We start from the raw sequence: 23,184 nt of genomic DNA, 5'->3' as shown, positions 1-23,184 counted from the left end.
GGCGTGCGCCGACAGGAGCCCACCAGCTTTGCAGGACAAACGTACTGTTAGTATCGAGACCGGTGTCGACACAGCCCGTCGGCATCGAAGACAACGCCGGGAGTTGATGTGAGCAGCAATGATTCACTGAATTCGTTTGGAGCGCGCGACACCCTGAAGGTCGGCGACAACAGCTACGAGATCTACCGTCTCGACGCGGTACCCGGCACCGAGAAGCTTCCCTACAGCCTCAAGGTGCTCGCGGAGAACCTGCTTCGCACCGAAGACGGCGCCAACATCACCAAAGACCACATCCAGGCGATCGCCAATTGGGATCCCTCGGCCGAGCCGAGCATCGAGATCCAGTTCACCCCCGCCCGCGTGCTGATGCAGGACTTCACCGGTGTGCCCTGCATCGTCGACCTGGCCACCATGCGTGAGGCCGTCACCGCACTCGGCGGCGACCCGGACAAGGTCAACCCGCTCTCCCCCGCCGAGATGGTCATCGACCACTCGGTGATCCTCGACTTCTTCGGCGGCGCAGACTCGTTCGAGCGCAATGTCGAACTCGAATATCAGCGCAACGGCGAGCGCTACCAGTTCCTGCGCTGGGGCCAGGGCGCGTTCGACGACTTCAAGGTGGTTCCCCCGGGCACCGGCATCGTGCACCAGGTCAACATCGAATACCTGGCCCGCGTCGTGATGACGCGCGGTCGGGCGGGCGGAGCTGGGCGGGATGAGATCCAGGTCGCCTACCCGGACACCTGCGTCGGCACCGACAGCCACACCACGATGGAGAACGGCCTGGGCGTGCTCGGCTGGGGCGTCGGCGGTATCGAGGCCGAGGCCGCCATGCTGGGCCAGCCGGTGTCGATGCTCATCCCCCGCGTCGTCGGCTTCAAGCTGACCGGTGAGATCAAGCCGGGCGTCACCGCCACCGACGTCGTGCTCACCGTCACCGACATGCTGCGCAAGCACGGTGTGGTCGGCAAGTTCGTCGAGTTCTACGGCAAGGGCGTCGCGGAGGTGCCGCTGGCCAACCGCGCCACGCTGGGCAACATGAGCCCCGAATTCGGTTCGACCGCAGCGATGTTCCCGATCGACGAGGAGACCATCAACTACCTGAGGCTGACCGGGCGCACCGAGGAGCAGCTGGCCCTGGTCGAGGCCTACGCCAAGGAACAGGGCATGTGGCACGACGCCGACAAGGAGCCGGCCTTCTCCGAGTACCTGGAGCTGGACCTGTCCACCGTGGTGCCGTCGATCGCCGGGCCCAAGCGTCCGCAAGACCGCATCGAGCTCACCGACGCCAAGACCGCGTTCCGCAAGGACATCCACAACTACGTCGAGGAGAACCACCCGGCGCCGGAGACCAAGCTGGACGAGGCCGTCGAGGAGTCGTTCCCGGCCAGCGACCCGGTGTCGCTGTCCTTCGCCGACGACGGCGCGGTCGATGCGCGGCCTTCGGCCGCCAACGGCTCCTCGGGCCGGCCGTCCAAGCCGGTCTTCGTGAAGACGGCCGAGCACGGCGAGTTCGTGCTCGACCACGGCGCGGTCGTGGTCGCCGGTATCACCTCGTGCACCAACACCTCCAACCCGTCGGTGATGCTCGGCGCGGCACTGCTGGCCAAGAAGGCCGTCGAGAAGGGGCTGACCTCCAAGCCGTGGGTCAAGACCAACATGGCACCCGGCTCGCAGGTGGTCACCGACTACTACACCAAGGCCGGCCTGTGGCCGTACCTGGAGAAGCTCGGCTACTACCTGGGCGGCTACGGCTGTACGACGTGCATCGGCAACACCGGTCCGCTGCCCGAGGAGATCTCGAAGGCCATCAACGACAACGACCTCTCGGTGACCGCGGTGCTCTCGGGCAACCGGAACTTCGAGGGCCGCATCTCCCCCGACGTCAAGATGAACTACCTGGCGTCCCCGCCGCTGGTCATCGCCTACGGCATCGCGGGCACTATGGACTTCGACTTCGAGTCCGATCCCCTGGGCAAAGACACCGACGGCAACGACGTGTTCCTCAAGGACATCTGGCCCACCCAGAAGGAGATCGCGGACACCATCGCCTCCTCGATCAACCGCGACATGTTCACCAGCAGCTACGCCGACGTCTTCAAGGGCGACGAGCGCTGGCGCAACCTGCCGACGCCGGCGGGCAACACCTTCGAGTGGGATGACGCCTCGACCTACGTGCGCAAGGCGCCGTACTTCGACGGGATGCCGGCCGATCCGCAACCGGTCAACGACATCACCGGCGCGAGAGTTCTTGCTCTGCTTGGTGATTCGGTCACCACAGACCACATCTCGCCGGCCGGCAGCATCAAGAAGGGCACCCCGGCCGCCCAGTACCTCGAAGCCAATGGCGTCAAGCCCGAGGACTTCAACTCGCTGGGCTCCCGGCGCGGTAACCACGAGGTGATGATCCGCGGCACGTTCGCGAACATCCGGTTGAAGAACCAACTGCTCGACGATGTCTCCGGCGGCTACACCCGCGACTTCACCCAGCCCGACGGCCCGCAGGCGTTCATCTACGACGCCTCGCAGAACTACCAGAAGGCGGGAATCCCTCTGGTGGTGTTGGGCGGCAAGGAGTATGGCTCCGGCTCGTCGCGCGACTGGGCGGCCAAGGGCACGAGCCTTCTCGGGGTGCGGGCGGTGATCACGGAGTCCTTCGAGCGCATCCACCGCTCCAATCTGATCGGCATGGGTGTGATCCCGCTGCAGTTCCCCGCCGGGGAGTCGGCGGCCTCCCTCAAGCTCGACGGCACCGAGGTCTTCGACATCACCGGGATCGAGGAACTCAACACGGGCAAGACGCCGAAGACGGTGCACGTCAAGGCGACTAAGGCCGATGGGAGTGCGGTGGAGTTCGACGCGGTGGTGCGCATCGACACCCCCGGCGAGGCGGACTACTACCGCAACGGCGGGATCCTGCAGTACGTACTGCGCAACATGTTGCGGGCCGGCTAGACCGGACATCGATCGGACCAGGAGATGCCCCGGGTCAGCGAGGATCATCTGGCGGCCCGCCGCCGCCAGATCCTCGCCGGCGCACGACGCTGCTTCGCCCAGTACGGGTATGACAAGGCGACCGTGCGCCGGCTCGAACAGACCATCGGTCTGTCGCGTGGTGCGATCTTTCACCACTTCCGCGACAAGGACACGTTGTTCTTCGAGCTGGCCCGCGAGGACGCCGAGCGGATGGCCGAGGTGGCCTCGCGCGAGGGCCTGATCCAGGTGATGCGGGACATGCTCGCTGCGCCAGACCAATTCGATTGGCTGGCAACGCGTTTGGAGATCGCCCGCAAGCTGCGCAACGACCCGGTGTTCAACCGGGGCTGGGCAGAGCGTTCCGCGGAGTTGTCGGCGGCCACCAGCGACCGGCTGCACCGGCAGGAGCAGGCCGGCCGGCTACGCGACGACGTGCCCAGGGATGTGTTGCAGTGCTACCTGGATCTGGTGCTCGACGGGCTGGTGGCCCGGTTGGCTGCGGGTGAGGATCCGGCCCGTCTGTCGGCGGTTCTCGACGTGGTCGAGGCCTCCGTGCGGGCCGACACCGACTAGCGCGCGCGGGTCCGGTGGTTGGGGCCGCCGCGGCTGCGCATCGCGGCGCCCGACTCGCGCAGCATCGCGTGGATGGAGCCGTACGACCGGCCGGTGGACGCGACCAGGGTTCGAATACTGGCACCACCCTCATACGCATGGCGCAAGTCGTTGACCATCTGGTCACGAGCTTGGTTCGGCTTTCTCATCGACACCCTCCCCGGTTCAGCTGCCCCCACGCTCCACAGCGTAGAAGTGCTCATCGGGGATGTGGCCGAAACGGCCGAAACGGTTTGCGCCCGTTGTCAGGCGAGCTCGATGAGGTCCCGGTAGTCGTCCGACCAGTAGTCCTCGGTGCCATCGGGCAGCAGGACCACCCGCTGCGGGTCCAGCGCCTCGGCGGCGCCGGGGTCGTGTGTGACCAGGACAACCGCGCCGACGTAGCTGCGCAGGGCATCGAGCACCTGCTCGCGGGATGCCGGGTCCAGGTTGTTGGTCGGTTCGTCGAGCAGCAGCACGTTGGCGGTGGAAGCGACGAGGCCGGACAGCGCGAGCCGGGTCTTCTCGCCGCCGGACAGCGTGCCCGCCGGTTGGTCGAGTTGCGGACCGCTGAACATGAACGCGCCGAGCAGTGAACGCAGCTCCTGCTCGCCGGTGTCGGGCGCCGCGTGGCGGATGTTCTCCCAGACCGTCGCGCCGCCGTCGATGGTGTCGTGTTCCTGCGCGAAGTAGCCGAGCTTGAGCCCGTGACCCGGTTCGATGGCACCGGCATCGGCTTTCTCCACGCCTGCCAGGATCCGGAGCAGCGTGGTCTTGCCCGCACCGTTGAGACCGAGCACGACGACGCGCGAACCCTTGTCGATCGCCAGGTCGACGCCGGTGAAAATCTCCAACGAGCCGTACGTCTTGGTCAACCCCTTGGCCACCAACGGCGTCCGCCCGCAGACCGCCGGCGTGGGGAACCTGATCTTGGCGACCTTGTCGGCCACCCGCTCGGCGTCGAGTTCGGAGATCATGCGCTCGGCACGGCGCAGCATGTTCTGTGCGGCAACGGCTTTGGTGGCTTTGGCGCCCATCTTGGCGGCCTGGGTGCGCAGCGCGGAGGCCTTCTTCTCGGCGTTGGCACGTTCGCGGCGGCGGCGCTGCTCGTCGGTGCTGCGGGCGTCGAGGTACTTCTGCCAACCCATGTTGTAGACGTCGGCCTCGCCGCGCACCGCATCGAGGAACCACACCCGGTTGACCACATCGGCGAGGAGTTCGACGTTGTGGCTGATGACCACGAGCCCACCGGTGTGGTTGTGCAGGAAGGTACGTAGCCAGCCGATGGAGTCGGCATCGAGGTGGTTGGTCGGCTCGTCGAGCAACAGCGTGGTCGCTGATCCGGAACCGGTATCAGAGGCGGCGAACAGGATGCGGGACAGCTCGACGCGGCGGCGCTGCCCACCGGACAACGTCCGCAACGGCTGGGTCAGGACGCGTTCCGGCAGACCCAGGCTCGCACAGATGCGGCCGGCCTCGCTCTCGGCGGCATATCCGCCGAGCGAGGCGAATCGCTCCTCGAGGACGCCGTAGCGCCGCACCGCCTTGTCGCGCGCGGCGTCGTCGACCACCTCGGCCATCAACGCCTGCTGCTTCTCCAGATCGGCCACCAGCGTGTCGAGGCCGCGCGCCGAGAGCACCCGGTCGCGCGCCAGCATGTCGAGGTCACCTTCGCGGGGATCCTGTGGCAGGTAGCCGATCTCCCCCGACCGCACCACCGTCCCGGCGTAGGGCTCGCCCTCACCGGCAAGGATCCGCATCGTCGTCGTCTTGCCGGCGCCGTTGCGCCCGACCAGACCGATGCGATCACCGGGCTGCACCCGCAGCGCCGGGCCCTCGGCGAGCAGCAGCGTGCGCGCGCCGGCGCGGACCTCGAGGTCCGTTGCGGTAATCACGCTGCCTATCTCCTCTACGTTCCCCCGGGCCGCGTCGCTGCTGCCACTGAGGCTCTATTTCTCGTCGGTGAAGACCGGGGCCCGCTTCTCGGCGCGCGCGGCGACCGCCTCTTCGAAGTTGGCGGTAAGCAGGCGCACGTAGAGCTGCCCGAGGCCCTCGGCCTGCATGTGCCCCTCCAGGGTACTGGCGTCCAGTCCCGTCCACAGCGTGCGCTTGGTCAGTTCGGTGCCGGGCCGGGAGAACCCCGCGATCCGCGCGGCCATCTCATAGCAGGTCGGCAGCAGGTCCTCGGAGGGCACCTGCGTGGACACCAGACCGATCCGCTCGGCCTCCTGGGCGTCGACGTCACGACCGGTCAGCATGATCTCGAAGGCCCGCGATGAGCCGATCGCCCGTGGTAGCAGGTAGCTCAGCCCCAGTTCGCTGGCGGTCAGGCCGTTGTTGATGCCGGCGGCGCGGAAGTAGGCGTCGTTGGCGGCGACCCGGATGTCGGCGGCCAATGCCAGGCACAGCCCGCCGCCGATCGCCGCGCCGTTGACCGCGGCGATGATCGGCTGATGCAGCCGGCGCATGGCGAGAATCACATCGTCGAGCAGTTCCATCGAGCGCAGACCGTAAGAGGGGCGGGTGAGACCCGCCACATGCGGCACCGCACCCGCCGACTTGTGGTCGGCACCCGAGGAGAAGCCGCGCCCGGCCCCGGTCAGGACGACGACGCGTACCGACGTGTCGTAGGTCAGCTCGTTAAGCACCTCTTTGAGAGGAACCATCACGTCGAACGCCATGGAGTTCATCCGCTCCGGGCGGTTCAGGGTGACGAGCGCGATGTGCGGTTGCGGTTGTTCGACGAGGACGAAGCCAGTGTCACGAATCACGGTTGCACGCTATCGCGTGCCCGGCCGGGTTAGTTAGACGTCCTCGGCTTCGGCTTGCGCGGCGGCGGCGTCGATGTCGAACTCCTTGACCTGCCGGATGAGATCTTCGAGGGCGGCGGGCGGCAGTGCGCCGGCCTGGTTGAACACCAACTTGCCCTTCTTGAACGCCATCAACGTCGGGATCGAGCGGATCTCGGCGGCCGCGGCCAGCTGCTGCTCGGCCTCGGTGTCGACCTTGGCGAACACCACGTCGGGGTGCTTCTCGGACGAGGCGGAGAACGTCGGCGCGAAGGCACGGCACGGTCCACACCAGGTCGCCCAGAAGTCGACAAGCACGATGTCGTTTCCGGTGATGGTGTCGTTGAATTCGTCTGCGGTGAGGTCTCGAGTAGCCACGAAAATCCTAACGTCAGGTAGGTCCGGTGTGTTCCCTGCGGGAATCAGTACAAACGGGACAGCGCGGTCGCCGCATCGAATCCGGCGAACTCGTCGAGGGCACCCTCACGCAGGTGGTTCACCCAGGCTGGGTCGGCCAGCAGCGCGCGCCCGACGGCGATGATGTCGAACTCGCCGGCGTCGAACTGGTCGAGCAGCCGGTCCACCGGCGCCGGCGGGATCGTCCCGCCGGGCTCGCCGGGTTTGAACTCGGTTTCCAGGCCGACCGACCCGACCGCGATGACCGGCAGCCCGGTCAGCTTCTTGGTCCAGCCGGCCAGGCTCAGTTGGGGGTCCTCGTCCGGGAAGCCGGGCAGGTAATGGCGCCGGGTCGACGGGTGCAGGATGTCGACCCCGGCGTCGACGAGCGGGCCGAGCACCCGCTCGAGTTCGGCGCCGGTCTGGGCGATCGCGGCGTCGTAGCGGTTCATCTTCCACTGCGAGAAGCGGTAGATGATCGGGAACTCCGGGCCTACCGCGGCCCGCACGGCGGCGACGACCTCGGCCGGGAACCGGGTGCGCGCTTCCAGGGAGCCGCCGTAGCCGTCGGTGCGGTGATTCGTTTCCGCCCAGAGGAATTGGTCGAGCAGGTAACCGTGTGCACCGTGGATTTCGACTGCGTCGAACCCGGCGTCGCGGGCGTTGCGGGCGCCGAGTGCAAAAGCCTGGGCCACCGCGGGCAGTTCCTCGGTCGCCAATGCGCGGCCGACCGGATTGCCGAGCACATCGAGACCCGACGGGCTGACCGGCAGTTGCTCAGGGGTGTCACCGTCGTGCTCGCCGCGAGCCACACCCTGATGCCACAGCTGCGCCGCGATAGCACCGCCTTCGCTGTGCACGGCATCGGTGACCGCACGCCAACCCCGCAGCACCTCTGCTCCGTCGAGTTCGGGGATGGCGTCGGGCCAGCCGGCGGCCGGGTGCGGCATCCGCACCCCTTCGGTGATGACGAGCGCGGTTCCGCCGGCCGCGCGGCGCGCGTAGTACTCGGCCACGTCGGGTCCGGGGATGCCGCCCGGCGAGGCCGCCCGCGTCATCGGGGCCATCGCGAACCGGTTGCGGAGGGTCAGCGAGCCGATTGTCAGCGGCGCGAACAGTTCCTGCACTCGAACGTCTTCGGTCATGACGCTAGTCAACACCGATAGCAGCGGGTGCCATTCCCGGGGCAGCCGTCAGTCCGTGAAATCCCGGAAAGCCTGCATCAGCCGGTTCCGAAAATCGGGGTCGAGGTCGTCGCGCTCGATGCGGCCCAGGGTGCTCACCGTGCCGCGGAACTGCTGCAGGTAGTTCTCGCAGCCGTCGCACTCGGCAAGGTGCAGGTCGAACCGGGCCCGGGTGTCGGAGTCCAGCGCGCCGTCGAGGTACGCGGTGACCAGCTCGACGAGTTCGTCACATATCAACGGTGTCATGGGCGCTCCGACAGATAGACCTCGAGTGCCTGCCGGACGGCGGCCCGGCCGCGATGCAGCAGTACCCGCTGGTTGGCGACACTGATGTCAAGGAGGTCACAGACCTCGGCGGAATCGAAGCCCAGCATGTCGCGCATCGTCACCACCTGCCGTTGCCGCTCGGGCAGTGTGTCCAGCACCGCCCGCGCGACATCGGCGAGTTCGCGGCCCAGAACCGACCCCTCGGGCGTGTCAGGGAACGGCGACGGCTCTTCTCCGCTCTTCCAGTGGCCTGCCCAGCGCTGCCCCGGCGGCCGGAAACGGGCGGCCTCGACGGTCGAGCCGGTGAACGCGGCGATCTCGGCGTCGTCACTGCGGCGTTCCCGAATGCCACGCGCCTTGGCGATATTGATGAGCACAGCGAAGAGCCAGGTGCGCAGCGAGGATCGGCCTTCGAATTTGTCGATCCCCTTCACCAGCGCGATCCACGTCTCCTGGACCACCTCTTCGGCGATCTCGCGACTGGGCACATAACCGCGGGCGACCCGCAGCAGCGCCGGGGTGTGCTCGTCGACCAGCCGGGCGAACACCGCCTCATCGCGGGCGCGTAGCGCCGCGATCACAGCAGACTCATCCCCGGCACCGGTCATCGACTGCAGATGCTAGCGACCTAGAGATGCGACTGTGCGGCACGGAAGAAATCGGCGATCCGGACCGCCAGTGCATCGACGTCAGCGCCGAGATCCAGCGAATGGACGGCGCCGAAGGACGCGTTCCACAACGCACCGGTGCGCGGGCTGGTCGCGAAATCCCACGGGCCGACATAGGCATAGGGCAACGGATGGTCGTCGTCGCCGGCGGAGACGCCGTAATTGACCTCGTCGTGGGTCGCGGCTACGTCGAGGTGTTCCGGCCACAGAACCGGATGCGCTTCGGGCAGAACGGTTTTGATGGCGAATCCTCCGGCGTAGAGGCTGCGGTAAAGCACATCGGCGGCACCGGCGTCGAGATCGAGAACGGTGTCGAGCTCCAGCGGCGCGACCGGGTGGTACACCTCGTCGGGCGGCGGACCGAAATCCAGCCCGGCGCTCGCCACCAGCGTGGCGACCGGGCCGGCCAGCGGTGCCGAACCGTCGGACCACGACAAGGTGGTGCCGTGCACCGCGAGCGATACCGCCGTCGCGGTGAAGCCGTCGGGGCGCACGGCAAGGCGGATGGTGCCGGCGGTGCGGTACTGCGGCCCGGCGATGAGACTTTCGGCGACGCCGTGCAGCTGACGCCGGGTCGCGACGATGGAGGCCGACCCACTCACCGCCACGCCCCCGCCTAGACCGTGAACCCGAGTGCGCGCAGTTGCTCGCGGCCGTCCTCGGTGATCTTGTCCGGTCCCCACGGCGGGTTCCATACCCAGTTGATCTTGGCCTCGTTGACCAGTCCGGCGCCGACCAGCGCGTTGAGCGTCTGGTCCTCGATGACGTCGGTGAGCGGGCACGCCGCCGAGGTCAACGTCATGTCGATCAGGGCCACCGTGCCGGTGTCGCCCTTCTCGACGTTCATGCCGTACACCAGGCCCAGGTCGACGACGTTGATCCCGAGTTCAGGGTCGACGACGTCGCGCATGGCCTCCTCGATGTCGGCCAGGAGCTCCTCGGAGACGGTCGCGCTGGTTTCTTCGCTCACTTCTTGTCCTCCAGGTCTTGTCGATGCGAGGCCTGCGCCACCGCATCTTTGAACGCCATCCAGCCCAGCAGCGCGCATTTCACTCGCGCGGGATATTTCGACACACCGGCGAAGGCCACACCGTCGCCGAGCACGTCCTCATCGCCCTCGATGGTGCCGCGCGACGAGACCATCTCGGCGAACGCGGCGACCGTCTTGAGCGCATCACCGACGCTCTGGCCGATCACCTGGTCGGTGAGCACCGAGGTGGCAGCCTGGCTAATCGAACAGCCCTGGCCGTCATAGGACACGTCTTCGACGAGTTCACCGTCCGGCGACAACGCCACCCGCAGCGTCACCTCGTCACCGCAGGTGGGGTTGACGTGGTAGACCTCGGCGCCGTAAGGGTCGCGCAGCCCGCGGTGGTGCGGGCGTTTGTAGTGGTCCAGGATCACTTCCTGGTACATCTGCTCGAGTCGCATTCCTACCCACCAAAGAAGTCGATCGCCCGACGTACACCGGCGACCAGCCGGTCCACCTCGTCGAGGGTGTTGTACACCGCAAACGATGCGCGCACGGTGGCGGCGACGCCAAACCGGCGGTGCAGCGGCCACGCGCAGTGATGCCCCACCCGCACCGCGACACCGTCGTCGTCGAGCACCTGACCCACGTCGTGGGCGTGCACGCCGTCGACCACGAACGCCACCGGTGAGTGGCGCTGCGAGGCGGTGGTGGGCCCAATGATCCGCACGCCGGGGATGTCGGCGAGGCCCTCGAGCGCAGCGGCCACCAGCCGATGCTCGTGGGCGGCCACCGCCGGCATGCCGATGGCGTCGAGATACCGTGCGGCGGCGGCCAATCCGACCACCTGCGAGATCATCTGGGTGCCGGCCTCGAAACGCTGCGGCGCGGGCGCGTAGGTGGCGCCCTCCATCGTCACGGTCTCGATCATCGATCCGCCGGTCAGGAACGGCGGCAGACTGTTGAGCAGCTCCGCGCGGCCGTACAGGGCACCGATTCCGGTGGGGCCCAGCATCTTGTGGCCGGAGAACGCGGCGAAGTCGACGCCGAGGGCACCGAAGTCCACGGGCTGGTGCGGCACCGACTGGCAGGCGTCGAGGACCGTCAGTGCCCCGACCGCCCTGGCGCGCCCGACCATCTCGGCAACCGAGGGTGCCGCGCCGGTGACATTGGAATGATGGGTGAAGGCAACGACTTTCACCCGCTCATCGAGCTCCAGCGAGTCCAGGTCGACGTTGCCGTCATCAGTGACGCCGTACCACTTGAGCGTGGCGCCGGTGCGCCGCGCCAGTTCCTGCCAGGGGATCAGATTCGCGTGATGCTCCAGCTCGGTGGTGACGATGACGTTGCCGGGCCCGACAGCGCCCTCGAAGCGGCTGTCGCCCAACACATACGACACCAGGTTGAGCGCCTCGGTGGCGTTCTTGGTGAAGGTCAGCTCATCAGGGGCGGCGCCGACGAACGATGCGATGTCTGCGCGACCCTGCTCGTAGGCGTCGGTGGACTCCTCCATCAGCTGATGGGCGCCGCGGTGCACGGCGCCGTAGTGCTGGGTCAGGAAGTCGCGCTCGGCGTCAAGAACCTGCAGTGGTTTCTGCGAGGTCGCCCCGGAGTCCAGATACGCCAACTGGTGTCCGCCCCGCATTACCCGGCTCAGAATCGGGAAGTCGGCGCGGATCTTGACCAGATCCGTGACGTCAAGATCTACCGAGGCGGTCACGTCATGCTCCCGCTGGTGCAGCCTGCTGGGTGAAGCGCTCGTAGCCGTTCTCTTCGAGTTCGTCGGCGAGCTCTGCCCCACCGGAGGCGACGATGCGGCCGTCGACGAAGACGTGCACGAACTGCGGCTGGATGTAGCGCAGGATGCGGGTGTAGTGGGTGATCAGCAGGACGCCGGCGTGCTCGGCTTCGGCGTACCGGTTGACACCTTCGCTGACCACCCGAAGCGCATCGACGTCCAGACCGGAGTCAGTTTCGTCGAGGATGGCGATCTTGGGCTTGAGCAGGCCCAGTTGCAGGATCTCGTGGCGCTTCTTCTCGCCGCCCGAGAATCCCTCGTTGACGCTGCGTTCGGCGAACTGCGGATCGATGCCGAGGTCGGTCATCGCGGCCTTGACCTCTTTGACCCACAGCCGCAGCTTGGGGGCCTCACCGCGCACAGCGGTGGCGGCGGTGCGCAGGAAGTTCGACATCGACACCCCCGGCACCTCCACCGGGTACTGCATGGCCAGGAACAGGCCGGCGCGGGCGCGCTCGTCGACGCTCATCGTCAGGACGTCCTCGCCGTCGAGCGTGATGGACCCCGACGTCACGTCGTACTTGGGGTGTCCGGCGATGGCGTAGGACAGCGTCGACTTGCCGGATCCGTTGGGGCCCATGACGGCATGGGTCTCCCCCGAGTTCACGGTCAGGTTGACGCCTTTGAGGATCTCCTTGGCGGTGCCGTCCTCGTTCGCGACGCTGACGTGAAGGTCCTTGATTTCCAGAGTGCTCACTGTGTTCTCTCTTCGCTGATGGCGAGTTCGCGTTCGATGGCGTCGGTCAGGCGGTCACGGATGTCGGGCACGGCGATCTTGGCGATGATCTCGCCGAAGAACCCCCGGACCACGAGCCGGCGGGCCTGGTCCTCGGGGATGCCGCGAGCCCGCAGATAAAACAGCTGTTCGTCGTCGAAACGGCCGGTGGCACTGGCGTGCCCGGCCCCGACGATCTCGCCGGTCTCGATCTCGAGGTTGGGCACCGAGTCGGCGCGGGCACCGTCGGTCAGCACCAGGTTGCGGTTGACCTCGAAGGTGTCGGTTCCGGTGGCCTCGGCGCGGATCAGGACGTCGCCGACCCACACCGTGTGGGCGTCGGGCTTCTTGGAGTCCGGATCGCCTTGCAGCGCACCCTTGTAGAGCACATTGGACTTGCAGTTCGGCCGTGCGTGGTCGACCAGAAGCCGCGACTCCAGGTGCTGACCCTCGTCGGCGAAGTACAGCCCGAGCAACTCGGCGTCGCCGCCGGGCCCGTCGTAACGCACGGTGGCCGCCATGCGGACCACCTCGCCGCCGAGGGTGACGGCGACATGCCGCAGCACCGCGTCCTTGCCGAGTCGGACGTGCTGGGCATTGACATGCACCACGTCGTCGGCCCAGTCGGCGATCCACACGACGGTCAGCCGGGCGGCGTCGGCGACGACGAACTCGACGTTGTCGGCGTAGGTGCCGCTGCCGCGATGGTCGATCACCACGACGGCCTCGGCGAGCTCCTCGGCGCGGATCTGCAGGTGGCCGTAAGCGGTGGCACCCTCGCCGGGACCCGTGACAGCGATCTCGACCGGAGCTGCGAGCTGTGTTCCGCGCGCGACAGTGACAACGGTCGCCTCGTTGAATGACGAGAAAGCCTGCGCGGCAACACGATCGGAAGGCACGCCACCCTGGCCGAGCCGCTCGTCGCCGCGGCGCACGGTCTGGACCGTCACGCCAGGCTGCTCGGAGACGCTGATCTGTGCGTTACCCGTAGCAGGCGCAGACCCGTTGTGCAATCCACGAAGACGCTTGAGCGGGGTGAACCGCCAGAGTTCGTCGCGGCCGCCGGGAACCTCGAAGGCGTCGACGTCGAAGGAGGCGAACTGCTCGCCTTTGTTGGCGGCAGCCAACGTTGAGCCGGGGTTGGCGGCGGTGAGGCGCGAGCCCTCGACCGCCTCGCTGAGGTTGTTCATCAGCCGACAGCGCCTTCCATCTGCAGTTCGATCAGCCGGTTGAGTTCCAGGGCGTACTCCATCGGCAGCTCCTTGGCGATCGGCTCGACGAAGCCGCGCACCACCATGGCCATGGCCTCGTCCTCGGTCATGCCGCGGCTCATCAGGTAGAACAGCTGATCGGCGCTGACCTTGGACACAGTGGCCTCATGCCCCATGGTGACGTCGTCCTCGCGGATGTCGACATAGGGATAGGTATCGCTGCGGCTGATCGTGTCGACAAGCAGCGCATCGCATTTCACGCTCGAGCGTGATCCGTGCGCTCCCTTGTTGACCTGGACCAGACCACGGTAGGAGGCGCGGCCACCGCCGCGGGCCACCGACTTGGAGACGATGTTGCTGCTCGTATTCGGGGCCAGGTGGACCATCTTGGCGCCGGTGTCCTGATGCTGGCCTTCGCCGGCGAACGCCACCGAGAGGACCTCACCCTTGGCGTGCTCGCCGGTCATCCAGACCGCCGGGTACTTCATGGTGACCTTCGAGCCGATGTTGCCGTCGACCCACTCCATGGTGGCGCCGGCCTCGGCGCGGGCCCGCTTGGTGACCAAGTTGTAAACATTGTTCGACCAGTTCTGGATCGTCGTGTACCGCACCCGTGCACCGGGTTTGACGATGATCTCGACGACCGCGGAGTGCAGCGAGTCGCTCTTGTAGATCGGCGCGGTGCAGCCTTCCACATAGTGGATGTAGGAGCCCTCGTCAGCGATGATCAGCGTGCGCTCGAACTGGCCCATGTTCTCGGTGTTGATCCGGAAGTAGGCCTGGAGCGGGATGTCGACGTGGACACCCTTGGGCACGTAGATGAACGACCCGCCGGACCACACCGCGGTGTTGAGCGCCGAGAACTTGTTGTCCCCGGCCGGGATCACGGTGCCGAAGTACTTCTTAAAGAGTTCCGGGTGTTCCTTCAGCGCGGTGTCGGTGTCCAGGAAGATGACGCCCTGGGCCTCGAGGTCCTCGCGGATGGAGTGGTAGACGACCTCGGACTCGTACTGCGCGGCCACACCGGAGACCAGGCGCTGCTTCTCCGCCTCCGGGATACCGAGCCGGTCGTAAGTGTTCTTGATGTCGGCGGGCAGGTCATCCCACGTCGCGGCCTGCTTTTCGCTGGAGCGCACGAAGTACTTGATGTTGTCGAAGAAGATGCCTTCGAGGTTCGATCCCCAGTTCGGCATCGGCTTCTTCTCGAACGTGCGCAGTGCCTTGAGCCGCATGTCGAGCATCCATTCGGGCTCGCTCTTCTTCGCCGAGATGTCGCGCACCACCGCCTCGGACAGGCCGCGCTGGGCGCTGGCACCGGCGACGTCGGAGTCCGACCAGCCGTAGCCGTAGGTGCCCAGCGAGGCGATGGCCTCGTCCTGAGTCAGCGGCTCGGCCGGCTTGGTGTCCGGTGTGAGTGTCATGGCGACGCTCCTTCGGCGTTGTGGTGGCTTCGGCGCGGGGCTGTGCGCCGAAGGTGAAGCTCTACGGTTGTGCCGGGTTCAGCGGTACGTGAGTGGTGCAGGCACAGTCACCGTTGGCGATCGTCGCCAGCCGTTGGACATGGGTGCCGAGGATCTCCGACATGGCCTGCTGCTCGGCCTCGCACAATTCCGGAAACTCTTCTGCCACATGCGATACCGGGCAGTGATGCTGGCAGATCTGGATGCCCTGGATCGGTCCGCGCACCTTGGTCGTGGTGGTGACGTAGCCGGCCTTACTCAGCGCACCGGCCACCCGCTCGGCCGTCGACTCGACGTCGTCGGGGCCGCCGGTGACTCCGGCCAGGATGCTGTCGATGCGACGGCGCGCGAACGTCTGCACCGCCTCCTCGCCACCAATCTCCCGAAGCTGCCGCATCGCCGCCGACGCCAGGTCGTCGTAGGTGTGCTCCAGTTTGGCGCGGCCGGCCGGGGTCAGCCGGTAGCGCTTGGCGGGCCTGCCGCGACCGACCTGCTGCCAGGACGCCGCCGCCTGCGCCTCGGCGTCACCGCCCTCGATGAGCGCGTCGAGGTGACGGCGCACCCCGGCGGCGGAGATTCCCAGCTGCTGCCCGATCTCGGCGGCGGTGATCGATCCCGACTCCAGCAGCAGCTGCACGATGGCGCGTCGCGTCTGGCCGTCGTGTGCCGCCGGGGCCGCAGCGGGCACCGGAGAGACGTCGGACGGGATTTCCACAACACCAGTGTGACGCAATTCGGCGCGCCATGTCCAGCAAGGGCACCCTCAGCGGCCTCGGGCGGTAAACCCCCTGGCGGTTAGAGTGCTGTGGTGGCAGCCCGCCAACACTCCCTGAGCGTTTCGATCGCCCGCCTGCACGGCGACGAACGGACTGTGGCGCCACCCCTGAACCCCGCCGAAATGCGCGCCATGCGCCGCACCCGGCTCTTCGGCGCCACCGGCACCGTGTTGATGGGTATCGGGGCGCTGGGCGCCGGTGCCCGGCCGGTCGTGCAGGACCCCACCTTCGGCGTCCGGCTGCTCAACCTGCCCTCACGCATCCAGACCGTCTCGCTGACGATGACCACCACCGGTGCGGTCATGATGGCGCTGGCCTGGCTGATGCTGGGCCGCTTCACCCTCGGGCCGCGGCGGATGTCGCGCAGCCAGCTCGACCACACCCTGATGCTGTGGATGGTGCCGCTGCTGATCGCCCCGCCGATGTACTCCAAGGACGTCTATTCCTACCTGGCCCAGAGCCAGATCTCCCGGATCGGGCTCAACCCGTACAAGGTCGGCCCGGCGCCGGGGCTTGGCCTGGACCACGTCTTCACCCTGTCGGTGCCCAGCCTCTGGCGTGAGACGCCGGCGCCCTACGGGCCGCTGTTCTTGTGGATCGGCCGCGGCATCTCCGCGCTCACCGGAGAGAACATCGTCGCAGCCGTGCTCAGTCACCGCCTGATGGTGCTGATCGGGGTCAGCCTGATCGTCTGGGCCGTGCCGAGGCTGGCCCGCCGGTGCGGTGTCGCCGAAGTCAGTGCGCTGTGGCTGGGCGCGGCCAATCCGCTGCTGCTGATGCACCTGGTCGCGGGAATCCACAACGAGGCGCTCATGCTGGGCCTGATGTTGACCGGCACCGAATTCGCGCTGCGCGGGATCGACTCAGCCAAGACGCTGCTACCCCGCCCGCTGCGCTGGCCGCACGGCCGGGACGGCTGGGCGGCGTGGACGCCGCTGGCCATGCTCATCACCGGCGCCGTGCTGATCACGATGTCGTCGCAGGTCAAGCTGCCGGGCCTGCTGGCGCTGGGATTCGTGGCGATGGCCCTGGCGCACCGGTGGGGCGGCACCGTCAAGCCCTTCCTGCTCGCCAGCACCTTCATGCTGAGCATCTCGCTGGTGGTGATGGCCGTCATCGGCTGGGCCAGCGGGCTGGGATTCGGTTGGATCTTCACACTCGGCACCGCCAACGTGGTCCGCAGCTGGATGTCCCCGCCGACGCTGCTGGCGCTGGGCACCGGCCAGGTCGGGATTCTGCTCGGCCTGGGCGACCACACCACCGCCGTGCTCTCACTGACCCGCGCCATTGGTGTGCTGATCATCACCATCACCGTTACCTGGCTGCTGCTGGCCGTCCTGCGCGGTCGGCTGCACCCGGTCGGCGGGCTCGGCGTCGCGCTCGGTGCGACGGTCCTGCTGTTCCCTGTCGTGCAGCCCTGGTACCTGCTGTGGGCGATCATCCCGCTGGCCGCCTGGGCCACCCGCCCGGGTTTCCGCATCGCCACCATCGCGGTGACCTTGATCGTTGGCATCTTCGGACCCACCGCCAACGGCGACCGCTTCGCCCTGTTCCAGATCGTCGATGCCACGGTGGCCAGCACCGTGATCGTGGTGCTGCTGATCGCCCTGACGCTCAACCAGCTGCCCTGGCGCAAGGTGCCCGGCACCACCGAAACGTTCAGCGGTCAGGAGCCCGACCCGCCGCCGACGCAACCGGCCACGCCACGTCCGGCGCCGGACGCCTACGCTGAGTCCCCGTGAGTTCCGGCTCCGAAATCCCCGTGCGGCTGCGCGGGGTCACCAAACGCTACGGGTCGACGACAGCCGTCTCGAACCTCGACCTTGACGTGCACGCGGCCGAAGTGCTGGCACTGCTCGGCCCCAACGGCGCGGGTAAGACCACCACGGTCGAGATGTGCGAGGGCTTCGTGCGCCCTGACGCGGGCACCATCTCGGTGCTCGGCCTGGACCCGGTCGCCGACAACGCGCGGGTGCGCGAACGCGTCGGGGTGATGCTCCAGGGCGGCGGCGGCTACCCGGCGGCCAAGGCCGGCGAGATGCTGAAGCTCGTCGCCTCCTACGCCGCTGATCCCCTCGACCCCGACTGGCTGCTGGACACCCTCGGGCTCACCGACGCCGCCCGCACGACCTACCGCCGGCTCTCGGGCGGTCAGCAGCAGCGACTCGCGCTGGCCTGCGCGCTGGTCGGCAGGCCCGAATTGGTGTTCCTCGACGAGCCCACCGCGGGGATGGACGCCCACGCCCGACTGGTGGTGTGGGAGCTGATCGACGCCCTGCGCCGCGACGGCGTGACGGTGGTGCTGACGACGCATCAGCTCAAGGAGGCCGAGGAGCTGGCCGACCGGATCGTCATCATCGACCACGGCTCGTCGGTGGCCTCCGGGACGCCTGCCGACCTGATGCACAACGGCGCAGAGGGGCAGCTGCGGTTCACCGCGCCGCGGCGCCTCGACCTGACGCTGCTGATGTCCGCGCTGCCGGAGAACTACACAGCCAAGGAGATCTCCGCCGGCGAGTACCTCGTCGAGGGTGACATCGACCCGCAGGTTCTGGCGACGGTGACCGCATGGTGCGCCCGGCTCAATGTGCTGGCCACAGATGTCCGCGTCGAGCAGCGCAGCCTCGAGGACGTGTTCCTCGAGCTGACCGGTAAGGAGCTGCGCTCATGACCGACCTCTTCCCCGCCGGTACCTTCCGTCCTGATCCCCGGCCGAACACCGTCCCGAAGATGCTGGCCGCCCAGTACGGCCTGGAGCTGAAGTTATTGCTGCGCAACGGCGAACAGCTGCTCCTGACGATGTTCATCCCCATCACCTTGCTGATCGGCCTCACGCTGCTGCCGCTGGGCTCCTTCGGCGAACACCGGGTGGACGTCTTCGTGCCGATGATCATGGCGCTGGCGGTGATCTCGACGGCGTTCACCGGCCAGGCGATCGCGGTGGCCTTCGACCGCCGCTACGGCGCGCTCAAACGTCTCGGCGCCACCGCACTGCCGGTGTGGGGCATCATCGCGGGCAAGTCGCTGGCCGTCGTGTCGGTGGTGTTCCTGCAGGCCCTGCTGCTCGGCGGGATCGGCCTGGCGCTGGGCTGGCGACCGCACCCGGTTGGCCTGCTGCTCGGGGCGGTCATCATCGCGCTGGGCACCGCGGGCTTCGCGGCGATGGGTCTGCTGCTCGGCGGGACGCTGCGGGCCGAGATCGTCCTGGCCGTGGCCAACCTGCTGTGGTTCGTCTTCGCCGGACTCGGGGCGCTCACCCTGGAGACCGGCGCCGTGCCGCGCGCGGTCTCCTGGGTGGCCCGGCTGACGCCGTCGGGGGCGCTGACCGAAGCGCTGACCCGGGCGATGTCGCTGTCAGTCGACTGGTTCGGGATCGCGGTGCTCGCGGTGTGGGGCGGGGTGTCGGCGCTCGCGGCGCTGCGCTGGTTCCGCTTCACCTGAGCCTGCACCTCAGCCCGGCCCTACTACGGGCGGTAGTTCGCAGTCCTCTACGATCGGGCCGTGCGGTTATTCCTGCGGTTGGTGGACTTACTTCCACTACCCAGCCTGCGCACCCAGCGCATCATCGCCGCCGCGGTGCTGCTGACCCAGGCCGGTATCGCGGTCACCGGCGCGATCGTGCGGGTGACGGCATCGGGGCTCGGCTGCCCCACCTGGCCGCAGTGCTTCCCCGGCAGCTTCACCCCCCAACCCCACCCCGAGGTGCCCGGCATCCACCAGGCGGTGGAGTTCGGCAACCGGATGATCACGTTCCTGGTGGTGATCACCGCGATCCTGGCGGTGCTGGCCGTCACCCGGGCGCGGCGCCGGCGCGAGGTGCTCGTCTACGCCTGGCTGATGCCGGCATCCACCGTCCTGCAGGCGGTGATCGGCGGGATCACCGTGCTGACCGGCCTGCTGTGGTGGACCGTGGCCATCCACATGCTGACCTCGATGCTGATGGTCTGGCTGGCCACCCTGCTCTACGTCAAGATCGGCGAGCCCGACGAGGGGATCCCCACCGCGTTGGTTCCGAAACCGTTGCGGCACTTGACTTTACTGAGCGCGCTCGCGTTGTCAGCGACGCTGGTCACCGGCACCACCGTGACCGCCGCCGGGCCGCACGCCGGCGACAAGAGCCCGCAGCGAGTCGTTCCCCGACTCGAGGTGGAGATCACCACACTGGTCCACGCGCACTCGACGTTCCTATTCATCTATCTGTCGCTGCTGATCGGCCTTGGCGCCGGCCTGTTCGCCGTCTACGCCCCGCGCCTGATCATGAAACGACTCGCCGTGCTGATCGCCCTGGTGATCGCTCAGGGCTTGCTCGGGGCCATCCAGTTCTTTACCGGCGTTCCTGCCGCACTGGTGGCCCTGCACGTCGCGGGAGCGGCCGCCTGCACGGCGGCCACCGCCGCGTTATGGGCGTCGATGCGACAGCGGACCGAGCCCAAGACGCTCGCACGCTGATTCCACGCACAGCGCGAACCTGCGCTGCTGCGCGCTTCTGACCTCCTCGCCGAGCTGACGCCAGCCCAGCGACGGCTCGATCAGCTCGAGTTCGAGCAGGACCGGCGCATCGGGACCACCGATCAGATCGACCCGCGCATACAACAGCTCGCCAGGCGTGATGCCCAGGTGTCCGGTGGCCGCCTCGAGTGCGGCATAACCCACATCCCACATCGCGAAGTCCGGGTCGGCACCCGTCAGCGACTCCGCGGCGAAGGTGCCCGACTCGTCGAGTTCAGGCAGCGTGCCTTCCGGCGGCAGCATCGGCCCCTTGGTGAACGCGTGCGACTGCTCACCGCCGAGGAACACCAGAGCGGTCTCACCGGCCTCCACGCGGACGTCGTACGGCTGCACCAGCACCGAGCGTCCGCTGTCCTGCAGGGCGCCCGCGTGGGCGCGCGCCGCCGACCGGTCGGTGAACCGGCGGGTGTCGATCGACCCGGCCCCGATCGCCGGCTTGACGACGACCTCACCCTTGGGCAGCCGCACCTTGTCACCGGGTGCGAAGAAGTACGACGGCAGGGTGGGCACACCGGCGGCGGCCAGGTCGTCGAGGTAGCGCTTGTCGCTGTTCCAGGCGACCACCGCGGGCGCATTCAACAGGTTGCGCACCCGGGTGGTCCAGGCCAGGAACTCGTCGCGCCGCTCGGCGTAGTCCCAGGTGGCGCGCGGGATGACCAGGTCAGCAGCCTCGGTCTCGGGGTCGTCCCAGGACAGCCAGCGGGCGTGCAGGCCGCGGGCGCGCAACGCGTCGACCAACCCGTCGTCGTCGCCGTCGCCGGCCACCAGTTGGGGGCACCCGGCGAGCACGATCTTGGGATGGAACAGATCTGGACGTGCCAGCGTCACGGGCGGCTTCACACCGGGGATGATAGTGACATGCACGCAATCGAAGTCCCCGAGACAGGCGGTCCCGAGGTCCTGCGCTATGTCGAGAAGGACAAGCCCTCCCCCGGCCCGAGTGAGGTTCTGATCCAGGCTGACGCGATCGGCGTCAACTACATCGACACCTACTTCCGGTCCGGGCAGTACCCCCGGGAGGTGCCGTTCGTCCTCGGCAGCGAGGTGTGCGGGACGGTTGCCGCGGTGGGTGCCGATGTCGCAGCGATCACGCCGGGCGACCGAGTCGTCACGGCGAACGCCGCCGGTGCTTATGCCGAATTCTGCACCGCACCAGCCGATTTCGTTGCCTATGTACCGGATTCGGTGCAGTCGGATGCGGTGGCTTCGGCACTGCTGAAGGGCATGACGGCGCACTATCTGATCAAGTCGGTGTACCAGGTGCAACCGCGCGACACGGTGCTGGTGCATGCCGGCGCCGGCGGCGTCGGGCTGATCCTTACCCAGTGGGCGACCAGCCTGGGCGCCCGCGTGATCACCACCGCCTCGACACCCGACAAGGCCGAGTTGTCGCGGCAGGCCGGTGCGATCGAGGTGCTCGACTATCCGGAGGATCCCGCCGAGTTCGGCGCGCGGATCCGGGAGCTGACCGGGGGTCACGGAGTGGCCGCCGTCTACGACGGGGTCGGCAAGTCGACATTCGACGCCAGCCTGGCCAGTCTGGCGGTCCGCGGGACGCTGGCGCTGTTCGGCGCCTCCAGTGGCCCGGTGCCGCCGGTGGACCCGCAGCGGCTCAATGCTGCCGGTTCGGTCTACCTGACCCGGCCGAACCTCGGACACTTCACCCGCACGCCGGATGAGTTCGCCTGGCGGGCGGGCGAACTACTCGATGCGATTGCCGATGGGTCGATCACCATCACCGTGGGCGGGCGCTATCCCCTCGCCGAGGCCGAGCAGGCCCATCGCGACCTACAGGGCCGCAAGACCACGGGGTCGATCGTGTTGTTGCCCTAGGACGGTTGCGCGAGCGTGCGCGAACTGTACGCGTAGGCGGCGTGTCGGCGAGCCGACACGCACGCTCGCGGTCAGGAGAACAGCGTCGGCAGGGCCAGCGCGGAGTCGACGGCCAGCGCGACGAACACCAGCGCCAGGTAGTTGTTCGACTGCAGGAACAGCTTCAGCGGCTTGACCGGGTTACCGCGGCGCACGCCGGCGTGCAGCCGGTGTGCCATCACCAGGAACCATGTTCCGGCCAGGGCGGCCACCGAGGCGTACAGCCAGCCGGTGGCGGGCACCAGGGCCAGCGTGGCCAGCACGGTCAACCAGGTGTAGATGACGATCTGCTTGGTCACCTGCTCTTCGGTGGCCACCACGGGCAGCATCGGCACACCGGCGGCGCGGTAGTCGTCCTTGTACTTCATCGCCAGCGCCCAGGTGTGCGGCGGCGTCCAGAAGAAGATGATGGCGAACATGACCAGCGCCTGCCAGCCGATCGTGCCGGTCACCGCCGACCAGCCGATCATCACCGGCATGCAGCCCGCCGCGCCGCCCCACACCACGTTCTGCGAGGTGCGGCGCTTGAGCAGCAGCGTGTAGACCAGCACGTAGAACGCGATGGTCGCGGCGGCGAGATGGGCCGACAGCATGTTGGTGGTCCACCACAGCCAGAAGAACGAGGCCACCGACAGCGCCAGGCCGAACACCAGCGCGTGGCTGCGCGGCACGGTGGCCCGGGCCAACGGCCGGCGCTCGGTGCGCTTCATCAGCTTGTCGATGTCGGCGTCGGCCACACAGTTCAGCGAATTGGCACCCGCTGCGGCCAGCATGCCGCCGAACAGGGTGTTGAGGATCAGCAGCGGGTCAACGGTGCCCCGGCCCGCCAGCAGCATGGCCGGGATCGTGGTGACCAGGAGTAGTTCGATCACCCGCGGCTTGGTCAGGGCGAGGTAGCCCAGGAGTCTGTCGCGGAACCGGACCGGCGCCCCTTCGACGAGGTGCACTTCGCGAACTCTCACGCAATTGACTCCTGACAACCGGCGGCAACGCCAACGATCT

Annotated in this window: 24 protein-coding genes; 7 read left to right on the top strand and 17 right to left on the bottom strand. The window is 67.9% G+C overall.

Annotation, left to right across the window (positions count from 1 at the left end; all coding sequences use genetic code 11):
- Positions 1-108: 108 nt before the first annotated feature.
- Together OG976_RS25825 and OG976_RS25820 are read left to right on the top strand one after the other, a co-directional pair.
- Positions 109-2,955, top strand: coding sequence for an aconitate hydratase (locus tag OG976_RS25825; protein WP_328355608.1), 2,847 nt, complete (start codon positions 109-111; stop codon positions 2,953-2,955).
- Positions 2,956-2,979: 24 nt separating this feature from the next.
- Positions 2,980-3,549 carry a TetR/AcrR family transcriptional regulator gene (locus tag OG976_RS25820; protein WP_328355606.1) on the top strand — a complete coding sequence of 190 codons (570 nt, stop codon included), beginning with the start codon at positions 2,980-2,982 and terminating at the stop codon, positions 3,547-3,549.
- Here OG976_RS25820 and OG976_RS25815 read toward each other — a convergent pair.
- The 15 genes from OG976_RS25815 to OG976_RS25745 form a co-directional block, all read right to left on the bottom strand.
- Positions 3,546-3,737, bottom strand: coding sequence for a helix-turn-helix domain-containing protein (locus tag OG976_RS25815; RefSeq protein WP_328355604.1), 192 nt, complete (start codon positions 3,735-3,737; stop codon positions 3,546-3,548). The two genes, OG976_RS25820 and OG976_RS25815, sit on opposite strands and share 4 nt — an antisense overlap.
- A gap of 96 nt (positions 3,738-3,833) precedes the next feature.
- Complete coding sequence (locus OG976_RS25810) at positions 3,834-5,462, bottom strand: ABC-F family ATP-binding cassette domain-containing protein (protein ID WP_328355601.1); 1,629 nt, start codon at positions 5,460-5,462, stop codon at positions 3,834-3,836.
- 54 nt (positions 5,463-5,516) lie between these two features.
- Positions 5,517-6,338 carry an enoyl-CoA hydratase gene (locus OG976_RS25805; RefSeq protein WP_328355598.1) on the bottom strand — a complete coding sequence of 274 codons (822 nt, stop codon included), beginning with the start codon at positions 6,336-6,338 and terminating at the stop codon, positions 5,517-5,519.
- Positions 6,339-6,371: 33 nt separating this feature from the next.
- Positions 6,372-6,734: a thioredoxin gene (trxA, locus tag OG976_RS25800; RefSeq protein ID WP_328355595.1), complete on the bottom strand. Its 363-nt coding sequence runs from the start codon at positions 6,732-6,734 to the stop codon at positions 6,372-6,374.
- A 44-nt stretch (positions 6,735-6,778) separates the two neighbouring features.
- The gene (locus OG976_RS25795; protein ID WP_328355592.1) at positions 6,779-7,897 is read right to left on the bottom strand and encodes an NADH:flavin oxidoreductase; all 1,119 of its coding nucleotides are present in this window, start codon (positions 7,895-7,897) and stop codon (positions 6,779-6,781) included.
- 48 nt (positions 7,898-7,945) lie between these two features.
- Positions 7,946-8,182, bottom strand: coding sequence for an anti-sigma factor family protein (locus OG976_RS25790; RefSeq protein WP_328355589.1), 237 nt, complete (start codon positions 8,180-8,182; stop codon positions 7,946-7,948).
- Positions 8,179-8,811: an RNA polymerase sigma factor gene (locus OG976_RS25785; protein WP_328355586.1), complete on the bottom strand. Its 633-nt coding sequence runs from the start codon at positions 8,809-8,811 to the stop codon at positions 8,179-8,181. Before OG976_RS25785 ends, OG976_RS25790 begins: the two co-directional genes overlap by 4 nt.
- A 20-nt stretch (positions 8,812-8,831) precedes the next feature.
- The gene (locus tag OG976_RS25780) at positions 8,832-9,479 is read right to left on the bottom strand and encodes a hypothetical protein (RefSeq protein WP_328355583.1); all 648 of its coding nucleotides are present in this window, start codon (positions 9,477-9,479) and stop codon (positions 8,832-8,834) included.
- An 8-nt stretch (positions 9,480-9,487) separates the two neighbouring features.
- The gene (locus OG976_RS25775; protein ID WP_328355580.1) at positions 9,488-9,841 is read right to left on the bottom strand and encodes a metal-sulfur cluster assembly factor; all 354 of its coding nucleotides are present in this window, start codon (positions 9,839-9,841) and stop codon (positions 9,488-9,490) included.
- Positions 9,838-10,302, bottom strand: coding sequence for a Fe-S cluster assembly sulfur transfer protein SufU (gene sufU, locus OG976_RS25770; protein ID WP_328355577.1), 465 nt, complete (start codon positions 10,300-10,302; stop codon positions 9,838-9,840). The genes OG976_RS25775 and sufU overlap by 4 nt, the downstream gene beginning before the upstream one ends.
- Positions 10,303-10,304: 2 nt before the next feature.
- Positions 10,305-11,561 carry a cysteine desulfurase gene (locus OG976_RS25765; protein WP_328355574.1) on the bottom strand — a complete coding sequence of 419 codons (1,257 nt, stop codon included), beginning with the start codon at positions 11,559-11,561 and terminating at the stop codon, positions 10,305-10,307.
- A 1-nt stretch (position 11,562) separates the two neighbouring features.
- Complete coding sequence (gene sufC, locus OG976_RS25760) at positions 11,563-12,336, bottom strand: Fe-S cluster assembly ATPase SufC (protein ID WP_328355571.1); 774 nt, start codon at positions 12,334-12,336, stop codon at positions 11,563-11,565.
- Positions 12,333-13,544, bottom strand: a complete 1,212-nt coding sequence (gene sufD / locus OG976_RS25755) for a Fe-S cluster assembly protein SufD (protein WP_328355568.1) — start codon at positions 13,542-13,544, stop codon at positions 12,333-12,335. Before sufD ends, sufC begins: the two co-directional genes overlap by 4 nt.
- A complete protein-coding gene (gene sufB, locus OG976_RS25750) occupies positions 13,544-14,986 on the bottom strand; it encodes a Fe-S cluster assembly protein SufB (protein WP_328355565.1) in 1,443 nt (480 codons plus the stop codon). The genes sufD and sufB overlap by 1 nt, the downstream gene beginning before the upstream one ends.
- A gap of 61 nt (positions 14,987-15,047) precedes the next feature.
- The gene (locus OG976_RS25745; RefSeq protein ID WP_328355562.1) at positions 15,048-15,758 is read right to left on the bottom strand and encodes a helix-turn-helix transcriptional regulator; all 711 of its coding nucleotides are present in this window, start codon (positions 15,756-15,758) and stop codon (positions 15,048-15,050) included.
- A 75-nt stretch (positions 15,759-15,833) separates the two neighbouring features.
- Between OG976_RS25745 and mptB the strand changes: the two genes are divergently transcribed.
- Genes mptB through OG976_RS25725 form a run of 4 tightly spaced genes read left to right on the top strand, consistent with a single transcriptional unit; the run spans position 15,834 to position 20,250 of the window.
- The gene (gene mptB / locus OG976_RS25740) at positions 15,834-17,543 is read left to right on the top strand and encodes a polyprenol phosphomannose-dependent alpha 1,6 mannosyltransferase MptB (RefSeq protein ID WP_328355559.1); all 1,710 of its coding nucleotides are present in this window, start codon (positions 15,834-15,836) and stop codon (positions 17,541-17,543) included.
- Positions 17,540-18,472, top strand: coding sequence for an ABC transporter ATP-binding protein (locus OG976_RS25735; RefSeq protein ID WP_328355557.1), 933 nt, complete (start codon positions 17,540-17,542; stop codon positions 18,470-18,472). The genes mptB and OG976_RS25735 overlap by 4 nt, the downstream gene beginning before the upstream one ends.
- Complete coding sequence (locus OG976_RS25730; protein WP_328355555.1) at positions 18,469-19,242, top strand: ABC transporter permease; 774 nt, start codon at positions 18,469-18,471, stop codon at positions 19,240-19,242. The genes OG976_RS25735 and OG976_RS25730 overlap by 4 nt, the downstream gene beginning before the upstream one ends.
- A 60-nt stretch (positions 19,243-19,302) precedes the next feature.
- Positions 19,303-20,250 carry a COX15/CtaA family protein gene (locus OG976_RS25725; protein WP_442930393.1) on the top strand — a complete coding sequence of 316 codons (948 nt, stop codon included), beginning with the start codon at positions 19,303-19,305 and terminating at the stop codon, positions 20,248-20,250.
- Here the strand turns inward: OG976_RS25725 and OG976_RS25720 are convergent.
- Positions 20,200-21,138: an ATP-grasp domain-containing protein gene (locus OG976_RS25720; RefSeq protein ID WP_328364026.1), complete on the bottom strand. Its 939-nt coding sequence runs from the start codon at positions 21,136-21,138 to the stop codon at positions 20,200-20,202. The genes OG976_RS25725 and OG976_RS25720 overlap by 51 nt on opposite strands.
- A 30-nt stretch (positions 21,139-21,168) precedes the next feature.
- Between OG976_RS25720 and OG976_RS25715 the strand changes: the two genes are divergently transcribed.
- Positions 21,169-22,143 (top strand): quinone oxidoreductase family protein, encoded by a 975-nt coding sequence (locus OG976_RS25715; protein WP_328355552.1) that lies wholly within the window; start codon positions 21,169-21,171, stop codon positions 22,141-22,143.
- Positions 22,144-22,214: 71 nt separating this feature from the next.
- Here the strand turns inward: OG976_RS25715 and OG976_RS25710 are convergent, their stop codons facing one another.
- Entirely contained in the window at positions 22,215-23,144 is a 930-nt protein-coding gene (locus OG976_RS25710) for a heme o synthase (RefSeq protein ID WP_328355549.1), read from the bottom strand.
- Between the last annotated feature and the right edge of the window lie 40 nt (positions 23,145-23,184).

Source organism: Mycobacterium sp. NBC_00419, from assembly GCF_036023875.1.
Classification (GTDB): Bacteria; Actinomycetota; Actinomycetes; order Mycobacteriales; family Mycobacteriaceae; genus Mycobacterium.
Note: the sequence above shows the minus strand (reverse complement) of the source record. Positions and strands in the feature narration are given on the sequence as shown.